The organism is Legionella parisiensis (genome assembly GCF_001467945.1).
Taxonomy (GTDB): domain Bacteria; phylum Pseudomonadota; class Gammaproteobacteria; order Legionellales; family Legionellaceae; genus Legionella; species Legionella parisiensis.
Genome location: NZ_LNYQ01000013.1, coordinates 2,534,665 through 2,552,266 on the forward strand (window position 1 = coordinate 2,534,665; position 17,602 = coordinate 2,552,266).

Genomic DNA, 17,602 nt, shown 5'->3' on the forward strand with positions numbered 1-17,602 from the left:
GTCATCCCCTAAGTTCCAGACAAGACGCAGGTAATAAGAGTACCTCAAATACATGAACGAGCTTGCAACGATATATAGAGCTTAGGGTGGCGCTACATGACCTATTCTTGTGAGAGCAAAATAATAATGAAGAAAATCATCCTTTATTTTTTAGCGTTCATTGGCACAATCGCTCTATTATTTCTTATCTCCGAATGGTTTGGAAGAAGTGGCCAAACAATGTATGCGGGAAGTCCCCTGCCAATGCAAGCGGCAGTTGGAAAACCTGATTACACCGTTGGTACGATGGCAATGCAAGTTAACAATCAGTCTAATGCAAGCCAGCCTTCACAAAATGTAATGCGCGGTATGATTATTCGTAATGCGGATATTTCCTTACAAGTTGATAACATTAATTCAGCAATGGAAAAAATCGCCCAATTAGCAGAAAACTCGGGGGGATATGTTGTCAGCTCTAATTTAATGCAAGATAACAACGTCGCAGGTAATACCACTGCAAATATCAGCATAAGAGTACCAGCCCAAGGTTTAAATAATGCATTAAGTGCATTGAAATCATTAGCAACACAAGTCACCCAAGAATCCATAACGGGCGAAGACATCACGCAACAATTTGTCGATTTACAAAGTCAGCTTAGCAACTTACAAACCGCTAAAGAGCAACTATCCAAGATTATGGCCAAAGCAAAAGAAACATCAGATGTCCTTAGTGTGTTCAAACAATTAAGTGATGTACAAGGACAAATTGATGTAATCCAAGGGCAGATTAAATATTACAAAGAATCGGTGGCTTACTCGTTAATCAATATTAACTTGAATATGAATCCAATAATTCAAACAGAGCAACAAAAGCAATGGAAAATAACAGAAGCATTTATTGACTCCTATCATGCCTTGGTGGATCAATTACGTAGTGTTACTTATGGCTTGATTGAATTTTTTGTGTATTTCTTACCGTTAATTTTGTTATGGATTTGTATCTGCCTTATTGTTTTTTGGATAGGAAAAAAAGTTTGGAATAATTTAAACAAAAAGTAAGCCTATTCATATAACATGTTGTTTCATATAAAAAAATAAAAATACCTGCATTAACTCACCATAGGTCAATGGACAAATTGTCCTACAAAAAGATCAAGAGAACAAAATACAGACTATTATTTTTTAATACAGTAGATAAAACTAAAAGAAGGATTGCTCTGTGTTCTATTATTTAAAATCAAAACAATTTATTGCTTTTTTAATAGCAGGAGTTATCGCAGTAACCGTAAATTTTTGTAGCAGAATTCTCTATAGCTATTCATTCAGTTTTTCCACATCTATTATTTTAGCCTATCTTACTGGAATGGTTGTATCGTTTTTTCTTGTCAAATTCTTTGTATTTAAGACAAGCCAGCAAACACTGAGCCGATCCATTATTTTTTTTATTCTGATTAATTTAATTGGAATGTTGCAAACTTTACTTGTTAGTTTATTGTTTGCCCATTATTTTTTGCCCGCTATGGATATTAAATCTTTAGAAATTGCGCACGCAATTGGACTCACCTCTCCTGCGTTTACAACTTATCTGGGGCATAAGTTTTTAACTTTCAGGGAAAAAATTTAGACCTTTCAGAACTAGAGGCCAACTTTTTTGATTAGCTTTGGTGTATTGAACCATTATTCAAAAAATACAGACAACTCTAATTTGCTTCGATCGTTGAACATTAAACCCGAAGATAGGTTCACCATAAGTACCTATACGATCAATTCAATCAAATATTTATGAGTATTCTGGTTAATTTGCAAAATTCTCTGGATAACTAGTGAACTATTGGTGCATTTTGACATTTATTTTTAAGTTATTAAAAACAAAAAAATAATACATCAAACTACGGGACTTGGGCTGAGACCTGATTTAATAGCCACATCTTTAAAAAAGCTCATACGCTTATGTAGCATACTTTTTGCCCTGTACACTAGATAAAGTGTATATCGAGGAGCTGTTTGTGGATGATGCAATTGAACGATCGAGTTATCTTCTAAATAGGGTAATAAGTAAGATTTTGGCAAACATGCTACTCCATAACCATTTCTTACCGACCGAATCAATCCCATTACATCAACAAATGTAAGAGCGGGTTCAATGGAATTAGGAGATATATCCAGTGCAAGCTCGGCATACCTTTTAATAAAAGGCATAGCATCCTCATAAACAAGCCATCTCATGGATTTAAGGCTTTTGTTAAAAGCGGTTTCACTCGTTTTATCTAAGTACTTCTCCCAGCGCTCGGTTCCTATAAACACAAGCTCATCATCAAATAGTTTAATAAACTCAAGATTAGGGTTGTCATATTTGACCGAGGTAATACCAAAATCAATGGTATTATTTTGTAGATCATCAATAATCGTTGCATCTTTAGGAATATAATTAACTTTTAATTTAATTCCATGCTCAAGGCATACGCCGATTGAGTTTATTAATAGATTTTCAGCGAATTCATTGATACAGCTTATATGTATCTCTCCACTCATTGAATTTGTATATTTTGAAAAATTATCTATCACCCCTCTGATTTTATCGAAAGGTTCTGAAACCAAAGTAAAAAGTTTTTTAGCAGCGTGAGTAGGTATAATACATTTGGCACTTCGCTCGAAGAGCGCTTCCCCCAGATAAACTTCTAAGTTCTTAATATGAAGCGAGACTGCAGCTTGTGTTATATTAAGCTTCTTGGCTGCTTTAGAAAAGGAGCCCAACTCATAGGCAAAAATAAAGGATTCCAGATTGTTATAAAAGTTCATTTTCTTACTGCCTTCCAATTTCGCTTTTAAGAGTAGACCTTAAAATAAAGTAACGATACACATGTATTATATCAGCGCAAAATTAACACATTATTAACAAAGTTAGTGTAATTTGCACAAACCCATTCATTGAATCTCTTCCTGTTACATGCAATTCATTTCATGACCTATACTTATTGAATAGTAACACTGAACCTTTGTGAGACTGAAAATGGAAAACTCATGGAAAGATCAGTTGGATCAAGAACTAATAAAGCAATTAGGTCGTAAAAAAGGAAAAAAATTTGCCGAGAAATACCTCCCATCATTATCAATGAGTTATTGCGAACAACATACTGTTGAGGAAGCAGTAACAGATCTCTTGCAAATTGATAAACTATCCCAGCAAGACCCATTAACGATTGTTTTTTTTGAATCATCACGTGGTGACTATCCGTTACATATTAAATTATATCGTTATGGCAGACCGATTCCTCTCTCAGATATCCTGCCTATGATTGAAAATATGGGGTTAAGGACTTACACGGAAAGACCGTATAAAATTGCCATTGCACCCGATCAGTTTGTTTGGATCAGTGATTTTAATGTTACCTACGCCCATACCAACCTGCTTACCCTCGAGCAGGTAAAAAACATTTTTAATGAAGCCCTGATCAAAATAAGTGTTGGAGTTTGTGAAAATGATGGCTTTAATAAACTGGTTTTAGGAGCTGGACTATCATGGCGGGAGATTGTTATTATTCGCACTTACGCCAAATACATGCAACAAATTGGATTCCGCTTTAGTCAGCAGTATATTGAAAAAACTATTGCCACATATGCTGCAATTACCAAAAAATTAATTCAACTTTTTTATTTGAAATTTGGTCTGAAACAAAATATCGCAAATAAAAATAAAAAGTCCGAACTGCAAAAAGAAATTCGGACAGATATTGATGCCATTACGAGTCTAGATGAAGACTACATTATCCGTTTTTTCTGGTCTTTAATCAAAGCGACACTTCGTACCAACTATTTTCAGTTAGGTCCTGATGGCCAGCCTAAAGACTATTTATCATTTAAACTCAACTCAGCCAAAGTACCCGATTTACCCCCCGGACAACCGATGTACGAAATTTTTGTTTATTCAACACGATTTGAAGGAATACATTTACGCAGTGCTAAAGTAGCGCGCGGGGGTCTTCGCTGGTCTGACCGTCCAGAGGATTTTCGTACTGAAGTTCTCGGTTTGATGAAAGCTCAAAAAGTAAAAAATTCAGTGATCGTGCCCTCTGGAGCTAAAGGAGGTTTTATTTTAAAAAAAGCAATCAATATGCTCGATCGCGAACAGATTAAACAAGAGGTCGTTCACTGTTATCAATCATTTATAAGAGGATTACTTGATCTAACCGATAATCTTGTCGATGACCAAGTTGTTTCCCCAAAAAATACAGTGTGTTATGACGAGGCAGATCCTTATCTTGTTGTAGCAGCAGACAAAGGAACAGCAACTTTTTCTGATATTGCAAATGGTATTGCTAAAGAATATAACTTCTGGCTTGGTGATGCTTTTGCTTCCGGCGGATCTGCAGGTTATGATCATAAAAAAATGGGAATTACTGCGCGTGGTGCATGGGAATCAGTGAAACGACATTTCCGCGAATTGGATATTAACATCGAGGAGCAGGACTTTACGGTTGTTGGAATTGGTGACATGAGCGGCGATGTGTTTGGTAACGGCTTAACCTATACTAGTCATTCTCTTTTGCTTGCAGCATTTGATCATCGCCATATATTTCTTGATCCCAACCCTAACGGCCCAAAAACCTTTGCAGAACGTCAACGCTTATTTAATTTACCTACTTCATCATGGGAAGACTTCAATCCTCGTTTAATTTCCAAAGGTGGAGGAATTTACTCACGTGCAAGCAAAGCAATTACCATCACCCCTGAAGTGAAAAAAGCACTTTCGATTAACGCTGATTCATTGACCCCCAATGAACTGATCCGGGAAATTTTAAAAGCACCTGTTGATTTGTTATTTAATGGCGGTATTGGCACTTATGTTAAAGCGTCAACTCAATCCCATGCTGATGTTGGTGACAAAACGAATGAATTTTGTCGGATTGATGGTAATGAATTACGTTGCAAAATTGTGGGTGAAGGCGGCAACCTCGGTTTTACCCAACTTGGAAGAGTAGAGTTTGCCCTGCAAGGCGGCTTGATTAATACTGATTCAATTGATAACTCAGCAGGGGTAAATTGCTCCGACCATGAAGTAAACATTAAAATTCTACTCAATAAGGAAATGCTCCAGGGAAAAATTACCGAGAAAAAGCGCAATCAGTTACTCACGAAAATGACGGAACAAGTTGCCGATCTCGTTCTGCAAGATAATTACAATCAAGCATTAGTTATGAGTTTCTCTGCCACAAATGCCTTAGCATATAGTGGATTATATCAGGCGTACATTAAAGAACTAGAAACAGTAGTACACCTAGACAGGAGTGTTGAGTTTCTTCCTGATGAGAAACATCTTTTGGATCGTAAAGCTGCAGGTCAAGGCCTGACTCGGCCCGAACTGTCCATTATTATGGCCTATACAAAAATTTATATTACGGGTGAATTACTAAAATCTGATTTACCTGATGATCCCTATTTTGCGACCATACTTGAGACAGGATTTCCTTCAATGCTGTTAAAATCTTATGCCAAAGCCATGCAAACACACCGTTTGCGACGTGAGATTATCGCAACGCAACTTAGCAATCAAATTGTTAATAGTATGGGCATTACGTTCATGTATCGTTTGCATGTTGAGACTGGGCAAACAATAGCAGATATTTCTCGTGCTTATATTATTGCTGCGAAAGCTTATCGGATAGACGACTTACACCAATTAATTGATTCGCTAAATTACAAGGTTAAGGTACAAACCCAATATGAGTTGCTTCACCACGTCAGACACCTAATGAATTTGGCAACTCGATGGTTTTTACACCATAAACGTCTTGCAGGAGAGATCGCGAATAATATTGCCCATTATAGTCAATCTATAGCAAAACTTGAAAAATCAATACCTGATTTAATGGCAGGTGTCACTAAAGAATATCTTGATAAAATTGTTATTCAGTTCGTAGATATTGGTTTACCTGAAGAAGCTGCGAAAAAAATCGCCTCCACTCGTGCTATGTATACTGTATTAAATGTAGTAGAAGTTGCAACACAAAATAAATTTGACTTGAGCAGAACAGCCGAAGTTTATTTTAAGGTAGGCAGTAGATTTAGTCTGGTCTGGTTCCGCGATCAAATTGGTAATGATTCTCGAGAAGGCCATTGGAATAGTCTTGCACGATTATCTTTACGTGATGAGCTCGATAACCTGCAACGTCGTCTGACCATCGTCATTCTAATGAATAATCAAAAAGCGCTTAACTCAGATGAGCTCATTGCCTTCTGGTTCGCAAAAAACCCTTTTATCCATCAACGATGGGAAAAATTGCTGGAAATGCTGCTTGGTAGTCCAAGTATTGATTACACAATTTTCTTTATTGCACTGCGCGAATTATCAACCCTAATTACTGTAGAGTAATAGAAATATCTCATACCAAATCATAACCGAGCCCACATAGGAGCTCGGTAATTCCTTTGACAGCAACCCAAATTCATTTACAAAACATCATTTTTAAATCCAAACATTGCTGATTGTTTTTTTATATCTGTTGATGATACTGTGATTGTGAAAGGCAATTGATGAAATTAATGGAGCGCTTAAATTATGGATCAGGAATATCGAAAGCATGCCAAATCAAAAATTACAAATGCTAAAAATTTAGAACGTGTACATGCGGAAAAAATAATAATAATCGATGAGTACATGCAAGGAATCAATTCATTTTTACGAATCGTCAATAAGACATCTGCTGACTTTCATGATCTCACTGATGCCTATTATGATTTGGCGACTTTTTATTTTAATAAAAAGGAATACGTAAAAGCAGGTCAATGTTATCTGGAAGCTACAAAACAACTCCTGAAAACTGAATTAAATGATGCAAGTTATAGAAAATTAACCGAACTGTATATTGATTTAGCCGATGCGTGTTATGAATCGTTTAATCAACCTGCAGGAGATGATGCAATGTCAAATGCCATAAAAGCTTTTGGTCTGATTAAAAACAAAACCAGTACGGAGCAGAAAATAGGCGATCCGGTTGCTAATTTTAAGAAATTTCATGCGCATTATGAACGAACACTTTCAACAGACTCATATATCGAATCATCCAAATTTGCAAACCATGAGCTTTTACTCGGTGAAGGACAAATTACAAGACAACAAGAACAAACTTTTTTCGCACAATTTGAAGCCATATCAATTAGCGAAATTCAACAAATTGATCGCAGTATAGAGAGCATGCTAAGCCAGCTGTCTCTCTCTGCTGAAAAGCCTTTATTTAACCCGGTGATAATCAATGTAACACCGAGTGATGGTGTTTGTCGGAATATGGCAATGCAGCTTTTAGCACTGGCTAAATCCCATATTCAAAACAGATTAATACCGGAAACCGTTGCAACTTACAGACAAGCCATTCAAACACTGCAAATGATCAAAGCGCCACAACAAAGCGACCATCAAATAATCCAGCATTTGGAAGAACAGATAAAGTATTTGCAAAAAAAGGAAATTGTCCTTGAAACACAATCTTCTTTTACACCACCTACTATGCCTCTGCAAAGTCAAAGATCTTTTTCGGTCACTCAATCAGGGAGCGGTTTTTTTGCTCAAGCGCTGGAGGACACAAAAGAAGAGTTTCCTATGGATTTTGAGGAAGATGTAGAAATGCATGATGAAACCAATAAAAACGGAATGAACATGCATCCTTAACTCTGTCTTGTTCACACCGATACTCATCGAACTAATTAAGCCTGTAACAGGCTTAATTTATCTCTCTGCACATAATACATAAAGTCAAGGAGTGACAAGCGCCCCTCCTTTGTTGATCATTCTTACGCGATTTACGTAGGTTATTTAAGTGTTCTTTAAATCCTTGTTGGTACCATGAACATAGTCCAACAATCGACGGAGAGAACGATGAAAATTACTTCATTTGTAAATCAACTTAAAGCTAAGAATTTTGATTTTGTAACAAAAATAGGAACTCATAATACCAAAGATGCCTACCTAGATTATCAAATAAAAAAATATCATGAACGATTTAATTTTAAATTACTTCCCGTTCTCCAGCAGTTTTCCATGGATAATATTTCAAAAACCGAAACAATTATTGCACTTTATAATTTTATCAAACATAACCGTGGTGAATTAATTGATATTTATAAATACGCAAGCCGCCAAGCATCACTTGCAACTTCTAATTCGACTAAAGAGCACTTCCAAACTATAAGAGATGACGCATTTATGCTCTTAAGGCAAGGTAGAAAATTCAAAGAATGGGCAGAGAGCATTATTGTTAAAGAAAGTTTTGACAATAAACCGCATCTTTTATCAAGGGACATTTCTATTCAAGAAAAATCAAAAGCTCGCCCATATGTCATCGCAGAAGACTACAATTTTGATGTAAACCGAGATGTAGATGCTTTATTACATCAAAAGGGATTAGCATTACCAGAAAGGTTGCAAAAAGAACACTTAGATCCCCAACATCGCCCATGGGGAACGTTGTACCCAACTGTCCGAAGCGCATTGGAGCCTATTCACGATGAGTGGGAAAAACAACAACCAAAACGCGAAGATTTGACCGTAGAAGTTGAGTTTAATGAGGCCAAGAAATCTCAGGCAAATATTAATAATTATTATTTTTCTTATGAAGAATCACTCTCCCATATGCTCACAGCGAATATCAAAAATGAACTTTGCCTTGGCGGAACAATACAACCTCTTTCAACCGGTAAAAAGAGATATATTTTCGTTATGGATACGGAGGGTAATTTATTTGTACACGAAGACAATCAATCTAAAGATGGAAAACGCATAGGCCATCCTGCATTCACTCGCGGGAAAGCTGTTGCCTGTGCCGGAGAAATTTCTGTTCAAAATGGTAAGATAACGGAAATTTCCAATGCAAGCGGCCATTATAGACCAGGAGGATATAGCCTGCACCGAGTAGTAGAGGCCTTGCATGGGCGCAATGTTCTGGCTAAAGATTGTCTTATTGAAGATATCCAAGGCGAGTTTTTCATGGAAAAACAAGAACTAGATACCTATGATGATACGATGCGCACGATTAAAAAGAGAATGCTCACTTGGGAACAATATTCTGCTTGTTATGCAGAAAAGGTAAAGGACTTTCCGCCTATTCAGACAATGGATTTATCCGAGAAACCCAACCCTCTTCCTTTCATCCAAGGATTAAAAGCAATACATCAGTATTTGCATGATATGGGGAAGGAAACATCTTTATTAAGTAAAACCCAAGGTAAAGATTATTATCAACGTCGTGATTCTTTAAAAAAAGTATTGGATGCGTTATCCAGCGGGGATTATAAGAGTATTTTTGATTGCATTGATACCGAATGCATTAAGTTTCAAAATTCATCTACACGAGATAAATATGTTATTTTATTGATTGATCTTAAAGCACACTTAGTAAACTCCAAAAAGCATTCTGTTGACGTTTTGGACAATCCATATGTTGTTCGTAAAATCGAAAGTTATTGCACGATGTATCAACAACTCGCCAAATGCGCCTCCGCTTCTCGCGCTTATTCAGAGAAACATTCATTTTTCTCAAGCAATAGTGAGCTTCATGCAAACCGAGAAGATGCAAAAAATGGCTATAAATTTCAAAGGCAAGAAATTGATAAGGAATTTAGAAAGGAATTCCCAAAAGCAGATGAAATGCATGAAATTGAGTCCACTAACAGTTATCATTTCTAAAGTTTCTATAGAGCCCCGGTATGCTGTCCTGGGCTCTACTTTCTATTCTCAAAAGAGCAAAAACCATCATGAATCATAATGAGAAAAATTAATCAGATTTTTCTGCGTTCAAAGCTTCTGCTTCAAGTACTAAAGCTCTTACTAATTCATTTGCACTTGTATTTCTGCATAATTGTGCGGATTGCCCCGCCCACATTGACATAAAATCAATATTGCTTTGTTCTTTGGCCTTTTTTCGCATCACACTTGTTAAAGCATTTTGAATAGGGTAATCAAGAACATTGACTTTTCTTGCTTCCATACGCTCAATAAATTGATTGCGTATTCCTCGGGCTAATTTCCCTGAAAAAACACGTGTAAGCACTGTATTATCTTGTTGCTGTGTGAGTAAAGCATGTTTATAGGCATCAGGAATTCCAGATTCAAAACAACTGAGAAATGCAGTTCCCATTTGTATACCTGCAGCACCTAAAACCGTTGCAGCAACGATTCCTCTTCCATCCATAATTCCCCCCGCCGCAATGATAGGAATTTTGATTTGATCCACGAATTGAGGTATCAGGCTAAACAAACCAATTAATCCGTCTTCCGCTTTACCAATAAAAGTCCCCCTATGCCCCCCTGCTTCACTTCCTTGAGCAACAATCGCATCAATACCGCTTTCTTCAAGTGCATGTGCCTCAGCTAAGGTTGTTGCTGTGCCGATTAAAATGGTGTGATTTTTTTTAAGTTCTGATATCCCTACGGAATCCAACAAACCAAATGCATAACTAAAAACAGGAATTTTTTCTTCAAGAATAACCTTCATTTGCTCCTCAAAAGACTGTGCATAAGGTTTTGCAACTGGTTGAATCTCTATATTTAATTCATGGCAAGACGCTTTAATATCCGCACAGGAATGTTGAATTTGCGCTGCTGTGGCATAATGCTCCTCTGGAATAAACAGATTAACTGCAAAAGGTTTATCCGTTAATTTACGAATCATTTTTAGAGCTTGTCTTATCTCAGCAGGAGTCATATATCCAGCACCTAATGAACCTAAGCCACCTGCGTTACTTACAGCTGCAACTAACTCAGGAGTAGTAGGACCACCTGCCATAGGGGCCTGTATAATTGGAAATTTTAAACCAATTTTTTCAGTCAATCGTGTCTGCCACATGGTTTTCATCCTTTTTATGTTTCATTAATCATAAACTTGATGTTTAATGAATACTATAAGCAGTTAGCACAATTGCTCTGATCGTTCATTGCTTTTATTTATTGCAGAAACTTAAAATGGTATTGAAAATAAATTTGTAAAATAGATTATTGATCTGAAAGATCAATAAGATAATCAACTGTCACTGGAAAATGTTCTGCGATTTTTTTAGAATGTTATTTTTGCATTGCATGAAGATGAATCTATCTCTTGATAATGTTTAATAAAACGTCTGGTGCATCAAGTTAGGAGGACGCTATGAAAGCACAAGCTATATCATCTTTTGGTGATTCTTCAGTTTTTGAAACAATTGAACTTCCCAAACCAAAAATTAAACCAGGCTATGTGCTCATTCGCGTTATTGCAACGAGTGTTAATCCTGTTGACTGTAAAGTTCGCTCAGGTAAATACGGTCAGATTTCACCTCAATTCCCAGCAGTCTTGCATGGTGACGTAGCGGGCATCGTTGAAGAAGTGGGTGAAGGAGTTATTGAGTTTACAGCCGGTGATGAGGTGTATGGATGTGCGGGAGGCTTCCTCAATGAAAGTGGGGCTTTAGCTGAATTTATGATTGCTGATGCCAAGTTAATTGCAAAAAAGCCAAGGAAACTGAGTATGGTTGAGGCCGCGGCATTACCGCTGGTGTCAATCACCGCCTGGGAAGCGTTGTTTGAAAAGATTAAAATTAAATCTGGACAAAAAGTACTAATTCATGCAGGAACAGGTGGAGTTGGGCATATTGCAATTCAGCTCGCAAAATGGGTTGGGGCAGAAGTATACACTACTGTATCTTCTTCAGATAAAGCAGAGATAGCAAGATCGCTCGGAGCCAAAGAAGCAATCAATTACCGAATTGATTCAGTCCAAGATTATGTGAGCCGCTTTACCAATGGCGCGGGATTTGATGTGGTGTTTGATACAATTGGCGGAGAAAATCTCGATAAATCAATGGCTGCAGTTGCCATGTATGGAAACGTAATCAGCATTCAAGCAGCATCCCAGCATGATCTTTCACCTTTACATAGCAAATCAGCCAGTCTCCATGCTGTTTTTATGTTATTGCCATTATTACATAATGTACAACGCGAACGACATGGCAAAATTTTAAAAGAAATCGCAAGCGTGGTAGAAGATGGCCATTTAAATCCGCTCATTGACCCTCATCTTTTTTACTTCGAGAATATCGATAAAGCCCATGCGTTACTTGAGTCGGGAAAAGCCGTAGGAAAAATTGTAGTTCAAGCCTATTAATTAGTGGCTTCCAGCCTGGGTGCGCACAGATGGATCCAGGCTTAACTCACACTATCCAGGTAACTCCGTGCTGCAGCCTCTATTTATTGCATTTCCTAGAGACTATTAGATTGAGCGATTTTTTTAATGGGTTTAAGTGATTGCTTATTGAGATCACAGTAAAGCATAGTACCCCCTATAACCGCGGCAGGCAGGGTCAATATATTTAAGATGGGTATAAAGCTAACCAAATTTATAGAAAAACCTAATCCAAGTGAATACATTTTGCTGCTGGCAACTTTTTTACGTGTTTCTTTGAAACTAATAAGATTATTATCCATAGCAAAATCTTGATATTGCATACTGAGTATCCATGCATTAAAAAGAAACCATAAAAAAGGATAAATGGGCTGTAGAAAGGGTACAAAAAATAAAACACCTATTCCTAAAAAACGAGGTAAAAAATAGCTAAGAAACTCAATTTGACGTTTTATGCTACGAAACACGATTTTATGAAATGGTAAAGATGGAATGGCACTTCCAAAAAACATATTTTGTGTTTTTTCAGCTAAAAGCCCATTTAGAGGCGCTGCGATTAAATTAAAAAACACCGTAAAAAGTGATAAAAACATTAAGAAAAAACTCAGGATGAAAATGATAAAAAAGATACTGCTGAGAAAGCTTAACCAAGAGGGAAGTTTATCAATATAGTAATAAGCATAAGGCAACAAATAATGATAGATCAGGTAAAACAAACCCGCAAACATTATCAAATTAATTGCTAGAGGTAACAAAACAAAACGTTTCAATCCTTGAGTAAAAAGATGATGAATTCCACGTACCATATAACTCATACCATGAAAAAAATCCCTCATTTTCCTCCCCAATCTTGAAACATTCTCGTAATTAATCATAATGAATACAATCATATAACTAATGACACATTCGAACATCATTTTTTATATAATTTTCTTTTTAAAATTTTGAATAAAATAATGACATAGTAACTTATTAATATATAATTAATTTTTTTTAGTTAAGGATAAGGTACGATCAATGTTTGGAAATAAACCACAATCAAAACAAGTTCCCAAGTTAATCACTCTGACAGCAGAAGTAATCAAGAAAACAAACCCCCATCTTTTTTTTACCTTATATGGGAATAAAGAGTTACCTCCCCAGATAGAAAATGAGTATGTTAATCCTCCTGTACAAGAACTAGTTAAGCAACATGAACATATCTATTTGGCCAATGTCAAAGAACGTAAAGATGAAATTAAATACCGTTCCGCCAGAATTGAAACGGACTATTGTTTTAAAAAATGTGCCGGCCTTATGATGCTGGCTTTAGGTAGCGGCGTCCATCTTGGTATCTATTATATACTACGTTCAAGTGGCGTACCTTATTCAACAACAATAACCTTCCTCGCAACCTTGCCTGCCACTGTCTGCGTTACAGCGTGTTTTAGTCCCTGTGCTGCTATTTTGTTAGCAAAAGGGATCGCGCGCTGTATCACTCCTGGAGTCCCTGAAGAGACTGTCGATTTAACTGAAATAGTAACTAATATGGAGGAACAACGAATGACAATCCCTTAAAATCACGGAAACAAAGTTACCTGGCGCAACAATGAAAACAAGCGATGACTAATGCATTCCAAGGATCTGCCATACTGCACTTCTGTAATGAATTTTATAAGCTCTTTGTAACAACTTTGTTACAATTACAGTCCTCCTTGTTATATCCCTGTTACATTTGTTATTTAGACTTAGCTCAGATAACAATCTAAGAGGGGAATACAAGATGATTAAAAAACTATTGCTGTGCGGGATATTAAGCGCAGTTACTTTATTTTCCACTACACCAGCCTTCGCTTTTTATCATTCACATCATCATGATGATTATCCACGATTCAAGTTCCATCGCCACCATCATCATTCAAGATGGAAAAACGTTTATCGATGGACACCACCACCAAGTGTTATAGTGGAAAGCAACACGCCATACCCACAGTACCATCAACACTACTGATTTTAAAAAGGCTACCACATATATAGTTCCTCCTGCTTCCGTGCTTTCAGTCGATCGTGCATGAAAGCCGAAGCTGGATTCCTCGCCTAAAGAGGGGATGTAGGTTTTTTTGATTTGATATCACTTAATAAGTAATAAGATTTTGCATGTTCTTTCGATTCAGCCTCAAACAATGATGATACAATTGTTCTTCGATCAGAAACCCGTTATTTAATTTATGTATTTAGAGCGCGTCATGAAATTTCTCATGCAAATAGGTATTATTGTCTTACTGACATTCATTATTGTTTATTCTTTTCTTGCTCTTTATATTATAAAAAATGCGGAAAACGATGAAAAAAAACACGTAGATGTTATTTTGGTCCTTGGAGCAAAGGCTTATCACAATAACTCATACAATCTATGTCTTAAAGCCCGTGTAAAACATGCTGTTGATTTATATAAAGCGAACTATGCCCCTAAACTTCTTTTTACTGGTGGTACTGACATCGAAGATGGGGCAAATGAAGCACAGACCATGAAAAAAATTGCGCTCTCTTTAGGTGTTCCTGCCAAAGACATCCTGCTTGAATCAGCCTCAACTTCTACTTATGAAAATTTTCTTTTTTCCAAAAAGATATTTCAAACAAATAAATTTAAATCCATTATGATAGTGACCGAACCTTTTCATGCACCCAGAGCCAATCTAGTTGCGCAAAAATTAGGAATTAACGTGATCAGCTCACCCGCAGTAAAAAGCAGGTGTTGGACAAAGAACAAATATCTTTCCCGTTATTTTCTCAAAGAACCCCTTGCCATTCTCTACTATAAAATGAGAAATAGATTATGAATCCTCTTCCCCTTAACTGATGAATAGTGCAATTGCCTCACTTTATCAAAATAACACGATAAAGGGGTTACACTTGGTAGCCCCTTTATTATGCGTTATGAAAGGACTGAATTACTTACTTCGAGTACAGGTCTCTGAGCCAACTTGATTGTCTGTTTGGACAACCCAATTGGATTGTAATGAGCCATCTGGCTTGATTTCAATCATTTGAATACCAATGGTATCCGGCTTTCTTGGATCCCAAAATGAGGTCGCAACAACATTAGTCATATTTGGATGCATAACTCCAGTACCGTAAAGAACCGGATCCCCATTACTATTTTCCCATTGTAAGGTATAAGTATCCCCTGATTTTGATACTGTAAGAGGATAAGAGGCTGTATTATTTGAGGCATCAACACGTTGGCATTGATAATCACCTAAAAAAGATGAGGTACCTGCTTTGTTTGTAGAGATACTGGTATTGGTTGATGCCGCATCAGTATTTGTTGTCGACGCCTTGGAATCGCTTGGATTGGTATTGCTCGTACTGGTGTCTGCATAGGTCGTTAAAGTAGGCAAAGATAATGCAGCAACTAAATAAACACTTTGAATCACAGTTTTCATAATAAAATTCCTTTTCTCATAATCATCTTATGTGAATAACGCTCTATTATTGTTGCGCTGCTTTAGTACACGTCTCAGTACCACCCTTATCCTTATTGCTTTCTGCAAAAACACCATCCAAAGAACCATCAGGTTTGATTGTGAACAATTGAATCGTGGTTACGGATGGAGATTTAGGTTGCCAAAAGATATAGCCAATCGCATTACCGACATTTTTATTAAATATGCCTTTACCAACATAATATGGAAATACACTTCCTGTAGGAATTCCTGAAATTTTATAAACATCTCCATTTTTTTTGAACACTACAGTTTCGGTTCCGTCATTAGGAGTTGTAAAGGGATCGTGATATGAACATTTATAGGACCCAGAAATATCAGGGATATCTGCAGAGTGGATACTGGGTGAAACTGCCAAAATACCTAACACTGTTGCTAGTGAAAGCTTATTAATGACACGCATAAGAACTCCTTTTCTAAATAACTTAAAAAATGATTTTAAGGTACAGAAGCTAATAATAAATATATGTTACACGCTATGGAAAAGCAAATTTCAAATGGAAAAATTTTTATATAAAACAGCCATCTTAATGCAACAAAGTCCCTGATGAGTCTGTTTTACTGATTTATTTCGTCACATCTTTTCCTATTAAAAATTTGTTATTTCAAGAAGCACTCTTCCATTACAAGGTTAAATCATTACCTTTTTCGATTTCACTATGAGCAAACTCTTTTTTAATGAATTCAATGCGTCTTGACAAGGAACCTGTTTGATTAGGGAGTTTATCTTGAAGTTTATTTAATCTGTCTACTAAACCATCTATGTCGCTAATTGTTCCGTTATCGATCTCTTTGATGATTTGGTTGACATCTTCAGTATGATGTCTATTCCAGTGAAAACGGGCATAGCGCCATGGAGTACTGTAATCACGGAGTAAATCTGCTGCCTGCAGAAGTCGAACATCTTCACCACTTTTCACAGATTGGTAAATCTTTTTATAAGAGTCTCTTCCTTCGTGTTTTTTAACTAAATCAATAATCTCTTTATCATGAGTCTTATTTGCTTTTCCTCTAAGCCGCTCTGCTTTAATCAAATCTACAGTACAATGGGGAGACTCCAGGAGTGTTTTCAACACCGCTACATTGCCAGCTTCAATGGCGACATCCAAAGCGGTCTTTCCCTTATCATCCTTTATCCTTAAGAAATCAGTATCAATTTTCTTGGATTGAACAATGAACTTTATAACTCCTGGACTGGGCTTTTTAACCGCGTCATGTAAAGCCGTGTGAGTTTCGGTGAATCTGAAAACATCTTTAGGACAGTCACGATGCTCCATAATTGTTTTTAGAACGTCAGGCTTGTTGTGAGCAATCGCCTGCTGAAGAATGAAACGAAAGGTATCTTCAGGGCGTTTTGGGTGTTCAATAATTTCTTTTAGAGCTGGAATACTGTTATGAACAACCGCATGCGTAAGAAGAGAATGAAGGATAGGTGCAGTACATTGGGGATGATTAATAATTTGTTTTAGGGCTTCGGGATGCGGAGACGTTATCACCAGTTTAATAGGAGTGTCACCAAGAGACGTTTCTTTCTCAAGGTATTCTATTTTGAAACGAGGATGGTTTAAAATCCACTCAACTTTAGGAGTTACTTTAACTTTAATTTCTTCTATTGCATCATGCAGAATAGTTCTTTTCCCTGGTGTAGTAGCCCACTCTAAAACCGATTGATCACAAGCTTTGCTATCTAGCAATGCTTTAAAATACCTCGCATCATGAAAGTAAAGTGCCTTAAATAAAATATTATCAACAGAATTGGCAACTTCTTGCTTTAGGTCTTCAGGTGTACATTGTTGAAGTAATACAGTGAACTCATCGTATTTATCTTTCCACATTAACTCTAAAAGACGTTTGGACCTCATTATTAACACCCTAATTATTTGAATTAATTTTCAATAAGTAATTATTAAATTATACAATATTCATAAAATCTTATCAAATAGTCATTTTTTACTGATAGAAAGTGATTTTTTGTACAAGACCTCTTCTAAGCCG

Annotated in this window: 14 protein-coding genes; 8 read left to right on the top strand and 6 right to left on the bottom strand. The window is 36.6% G+C overall.

Translation table 11 applies throughout. From position 1 onward, the window contains the following. Window positions 1–126: 126 nt before the first annotated feature. Both Lpar_RS17305 and Lpar_RS17310 read left to right on the top strand, forming a co-directional pair. Window positions 127–1,038 carry a DUF4349 domain-containing protein gene (locus Lpar_RS17305; RefSeq protein ID WP_058519318.1) on the top strand — a complete coding sequence of 304 codons (912 nt, stop codon included), beginning with the start codon at window positions 127–129 and terminating at the stop codon, window positions 1,036–1,038. A 160-nt stretch (window positions 1,039–1,198) separates the two neighbouring features. Beyond that, window positions 1,199–1,603, top strand: coding sequence for a GtrA family protein (locus tag Lpar_RS17310; protein WP_058519007.1), 405 nt, complete (start codon window positions 1,199–1,201; stop codon window positions 1,601–1,603). Window positions 1,604–1,863: 260 nt separating this feature from the next. Here Lpar_RS17310 and Lpar_RS17315 read toward each other — a convergent pair whose 3' ends face one another. Next, window positions 1,864–2,778, bottom strand: coding sequence for a LysR family transcriptional regulator (locus Lpar_RS17315; RefSeq protein WP_058519008.1), 915 nt, complete (start codon window positions 2,776–2,778; stop codon window positions 1,864–1,866). A gap of 211 nt (window positions 2,779–2,989) precedes the next feature. Between Lpar_RS17315 and Lpar_RS17320 the strand changes: the two genes are divergently transcribed. From Lpar_RS17320 to Lpar_RS17330, 3 genes are all read left to right on the top strand, one after another. Beyond that, window positions 2,990–6,349, top strand: coding sequence for an NAD-glutamate dehydrogenase (locus tag Lpar_RS17320; RefSeq protein ID WP_058519009.1), 3,360 nt, complete (start codon window positions 2,990–2,992; stop codon window positions 6,347–6,349). 186 nt (window positions 6,350–6,535) lie between these two features. Continuing rightward, window positions 6,536–7,642: a hypothetical protein gene (locus Lpar_RS17325; protein ID WP_065236085.1), complete on the top strand. Its 1,107-nt coding sequence runs from the start codon at window positions 6,536–6,538 to the stop codon at window positions 7,640–7,642. 207 nt (window positions 7,643–7,849) lie between these two features. Continuing rightward, complete coding sequence (locus Lpar_RS17330; protein WP_058519010.1) at window positions 7,850–9,655, top strand: hypothetical protein; 1,806 nt, start codon at window positions 7,850–7,852, stop codon at window positions 9,653–9,655. Between the two features lie 88 nt (window positions 9,656–9,743). Here the strand turns inward: Lpar_RS17330 and Lpar_RS17335 are convergent, their stop codons facing one another. After that, window positions 9,744–10,814, bottom strand: coding sequence for an NAD(P)H-dependent flavin oxidoreductase (locus tag Lpar_RS17335; protein WP_058519011.1), 1,071 nt, complete (start codon window positions 10,812–10,814; stop codon window positions 9,744–9,746). Window positions 10,815–11,111: 297 nt separating this feature from the next. On the opposite strand from Lpar_RS17335, the gene Lpar_RS17340 reads away from it, so the two are divergent. Continuing rightward, the gene (locus Lpar_RS17340) at window positions 11,112–12,104 is read left to right on the top strand and encodes a zinc-dependent alcohol dehydrogenase family protein (protein ID WP_058519012.1); all 993 of its coding nucleotides are present in this window, start codon (window positions 11,112–11,114) and stop codon (window positions 12,102–12,104) included. A 95-nt stretch (window positions 12,105–12,199) separates the two neighbouring features. Here Lpar_RS17340 and cysZ read toward each other — a convergent pair whose 3' ends face one another. Further along, entirely contained in the window at window positions 12,200–12,958 is a 759-nt protein-coding gene (gene cysZ / locus Lpar_RS17345; protein ID WP_058519013.1) for a sulfate transporter CysZ, read from the bottom strand. 181 nt (window positions 12,959–13,139) lie between these two features. Between cysZ and Lpar_RS17350 the strand changes: the two genes are divergently transcribed. Both Lpar_RS17350 and Lpar_RS17355 read left to right on the top strand, forming a co-directional pair. Next, complete coding sequence (locus Lpar_RS17350) at window positions 13,140–13,679, top strand: hypothetical protein (RefSeq protein WP_058519014.1); 540 nt, start codon at window positions 13,140–13,142, stop codon at window positions 13,677–13,679. 668 nt (window positions 13,680–14,347) lie between these two features. Beyond that, complete coding sequence (locus Lpar_RS17355) at window positions 14,348–14,941, top strand: YdcF family protein (protein ID WP_058519015.1); 594 nt, start codon at window positions 14,348–14,350, stop codon at window positions 14,939–14,941. Between the two features lie 111 nt (window positions 14,942–15,052). Here the strand turns inward: Lpar_RS17355 and Lpar_RS17360 are convergent, their stop codons facing one another. The 3 genes from Lpar_RS17360 to Lpar_RS17370 all read right to left on the bottom strand — a co-directional run bounded on the left by Lpar_RS17360 (window position 15,053) and on the right by Lpar_RS17370 (window position 17,469). Continuing rightward, entirely contained in the window at window positions 15,053–15,547 is a 495-nt protein-coding gene (locus Lpar_RS17360) for a hypothetical protein (RefSeq protein ID WP_058519016.1), read from the bottom strand. 46 nt (window positions 15,548–15,593) lie between these two features. Next, entirely contained in the window at window positions 15,594–16,010 is a 417-nt protein-coding gene (locus Lpar_RS17365) for a hypothetical protein (protein ID WP_058519017.1), read from the bottom strand. 220 nt (window positions 16,011–16,230) lie between these two features. Then, on the bottom strand, window positions 16,231–17,469 hold the full coding sequence (locus tag Lpar_RS17370; RefSeq protein WP_058519018.1) for a DUF5617 domain-containing protein: 1,239 nt from the start codon (window positions 17,467–17,469) through the stop codon (window positions 16,231–16,233). Window positions 17,470–17,602: the final 133 nt, after the last annotated feature.

Excerpts from the sequence above, each read along its gene's own strand:
- Lpar_RS17325 (WP_065236085.1), top strand. The coding sequence starts at position 6,536 with ATGGATCAGGAATATCGAAAGCATGCCAAATCAAAAATTACAAATGCT.
- Lpar_RS17315 (WP_058519008.1), bottom strand. The coding sequence starts at position 2,778 with ATGAACTTTTATAACAATCTGGAATCCTTTATTTTTGCCTATGAGTTG.
- Lpar_RS17340 (WP_058519012.1), top strand. The coding sequence starts at position 11,112 with ATGAAAGCACAAGCTATATCATCTTTTGGTGATTCTTCAGTTTTTGAA.
- Lpar_RS17360 (WP_058519016.1), bottom strand. The coding sequence starts at position 15,547 with ATGAAAACTGTGATTCAAAGTGTTTATTTAGTTGCTGCATTATCTTTG.
- Lpar_RS17305 (WP_058519318.1), top strand. The coding sequence starts at position 127 with ATGAAGAAAATCATCCTTTATTTTTTAGCGTTCATTGGCACAATCGCT.
- Lpar_RS17365 (WP_058519017.1), bottom strand. The coding sequence starts at position 16,010 with ATGCGTGTCATTAATAAGCTTTCACTAGCAACAGTGTTAGGTATTTTG.
- Lpar_RS17335 (WP_058519011.1), bottom strand. The coding sequence starts at position 10,814 with ATGTGGCAGACACGATTGACTGAAAAAATTGGTTTAAAATTTCCAATT.
- Lpar_RS17330 (WP_058519010.1), top strand. The coding sequence starts at position 7,850 with ATGAAAATTACTTCATTTGTAAATCAACTTAAAGCTAAGAATTTTGAT.
- Lpar_RS17350 (WP_058519014.1), top strand. The coding sequence starts at position 13,140 with ATGTTTGGAAATAAACCACAATCAAAACAAGTTCCCAAGTTAATCACT.
- cysZ (WP_058519013.1), bottom strand. The coding sequence starts at position 12,958 with ATGAGGGATTTTTTTCATGGTATGAGTTATATGGTACGTGGAATTCAT.
- Lpar_RS17320 (WP_058519009.1), top strand. The coding sequence starts at position 2,990 with ATGGAAAACTCATGGAAAGATCAGTTGGATCAAGAACTAATAAAGCAA.
- Lpar_RS17355 (WP_058519015.1), top strand. The coding sequence starts at position 14,348 with ATGAAATTTCTCATGCAAATAGGTATTATTGTCTTACTGACATTCATT.
- Lpar_RS17370 (WP_058519018.1), bottom strand. The coding sequence starts at position 17,469 with ATGAGGTCCAAACGTCTTTTAGAGTTAATGTGGAAAGATAAATACGAT.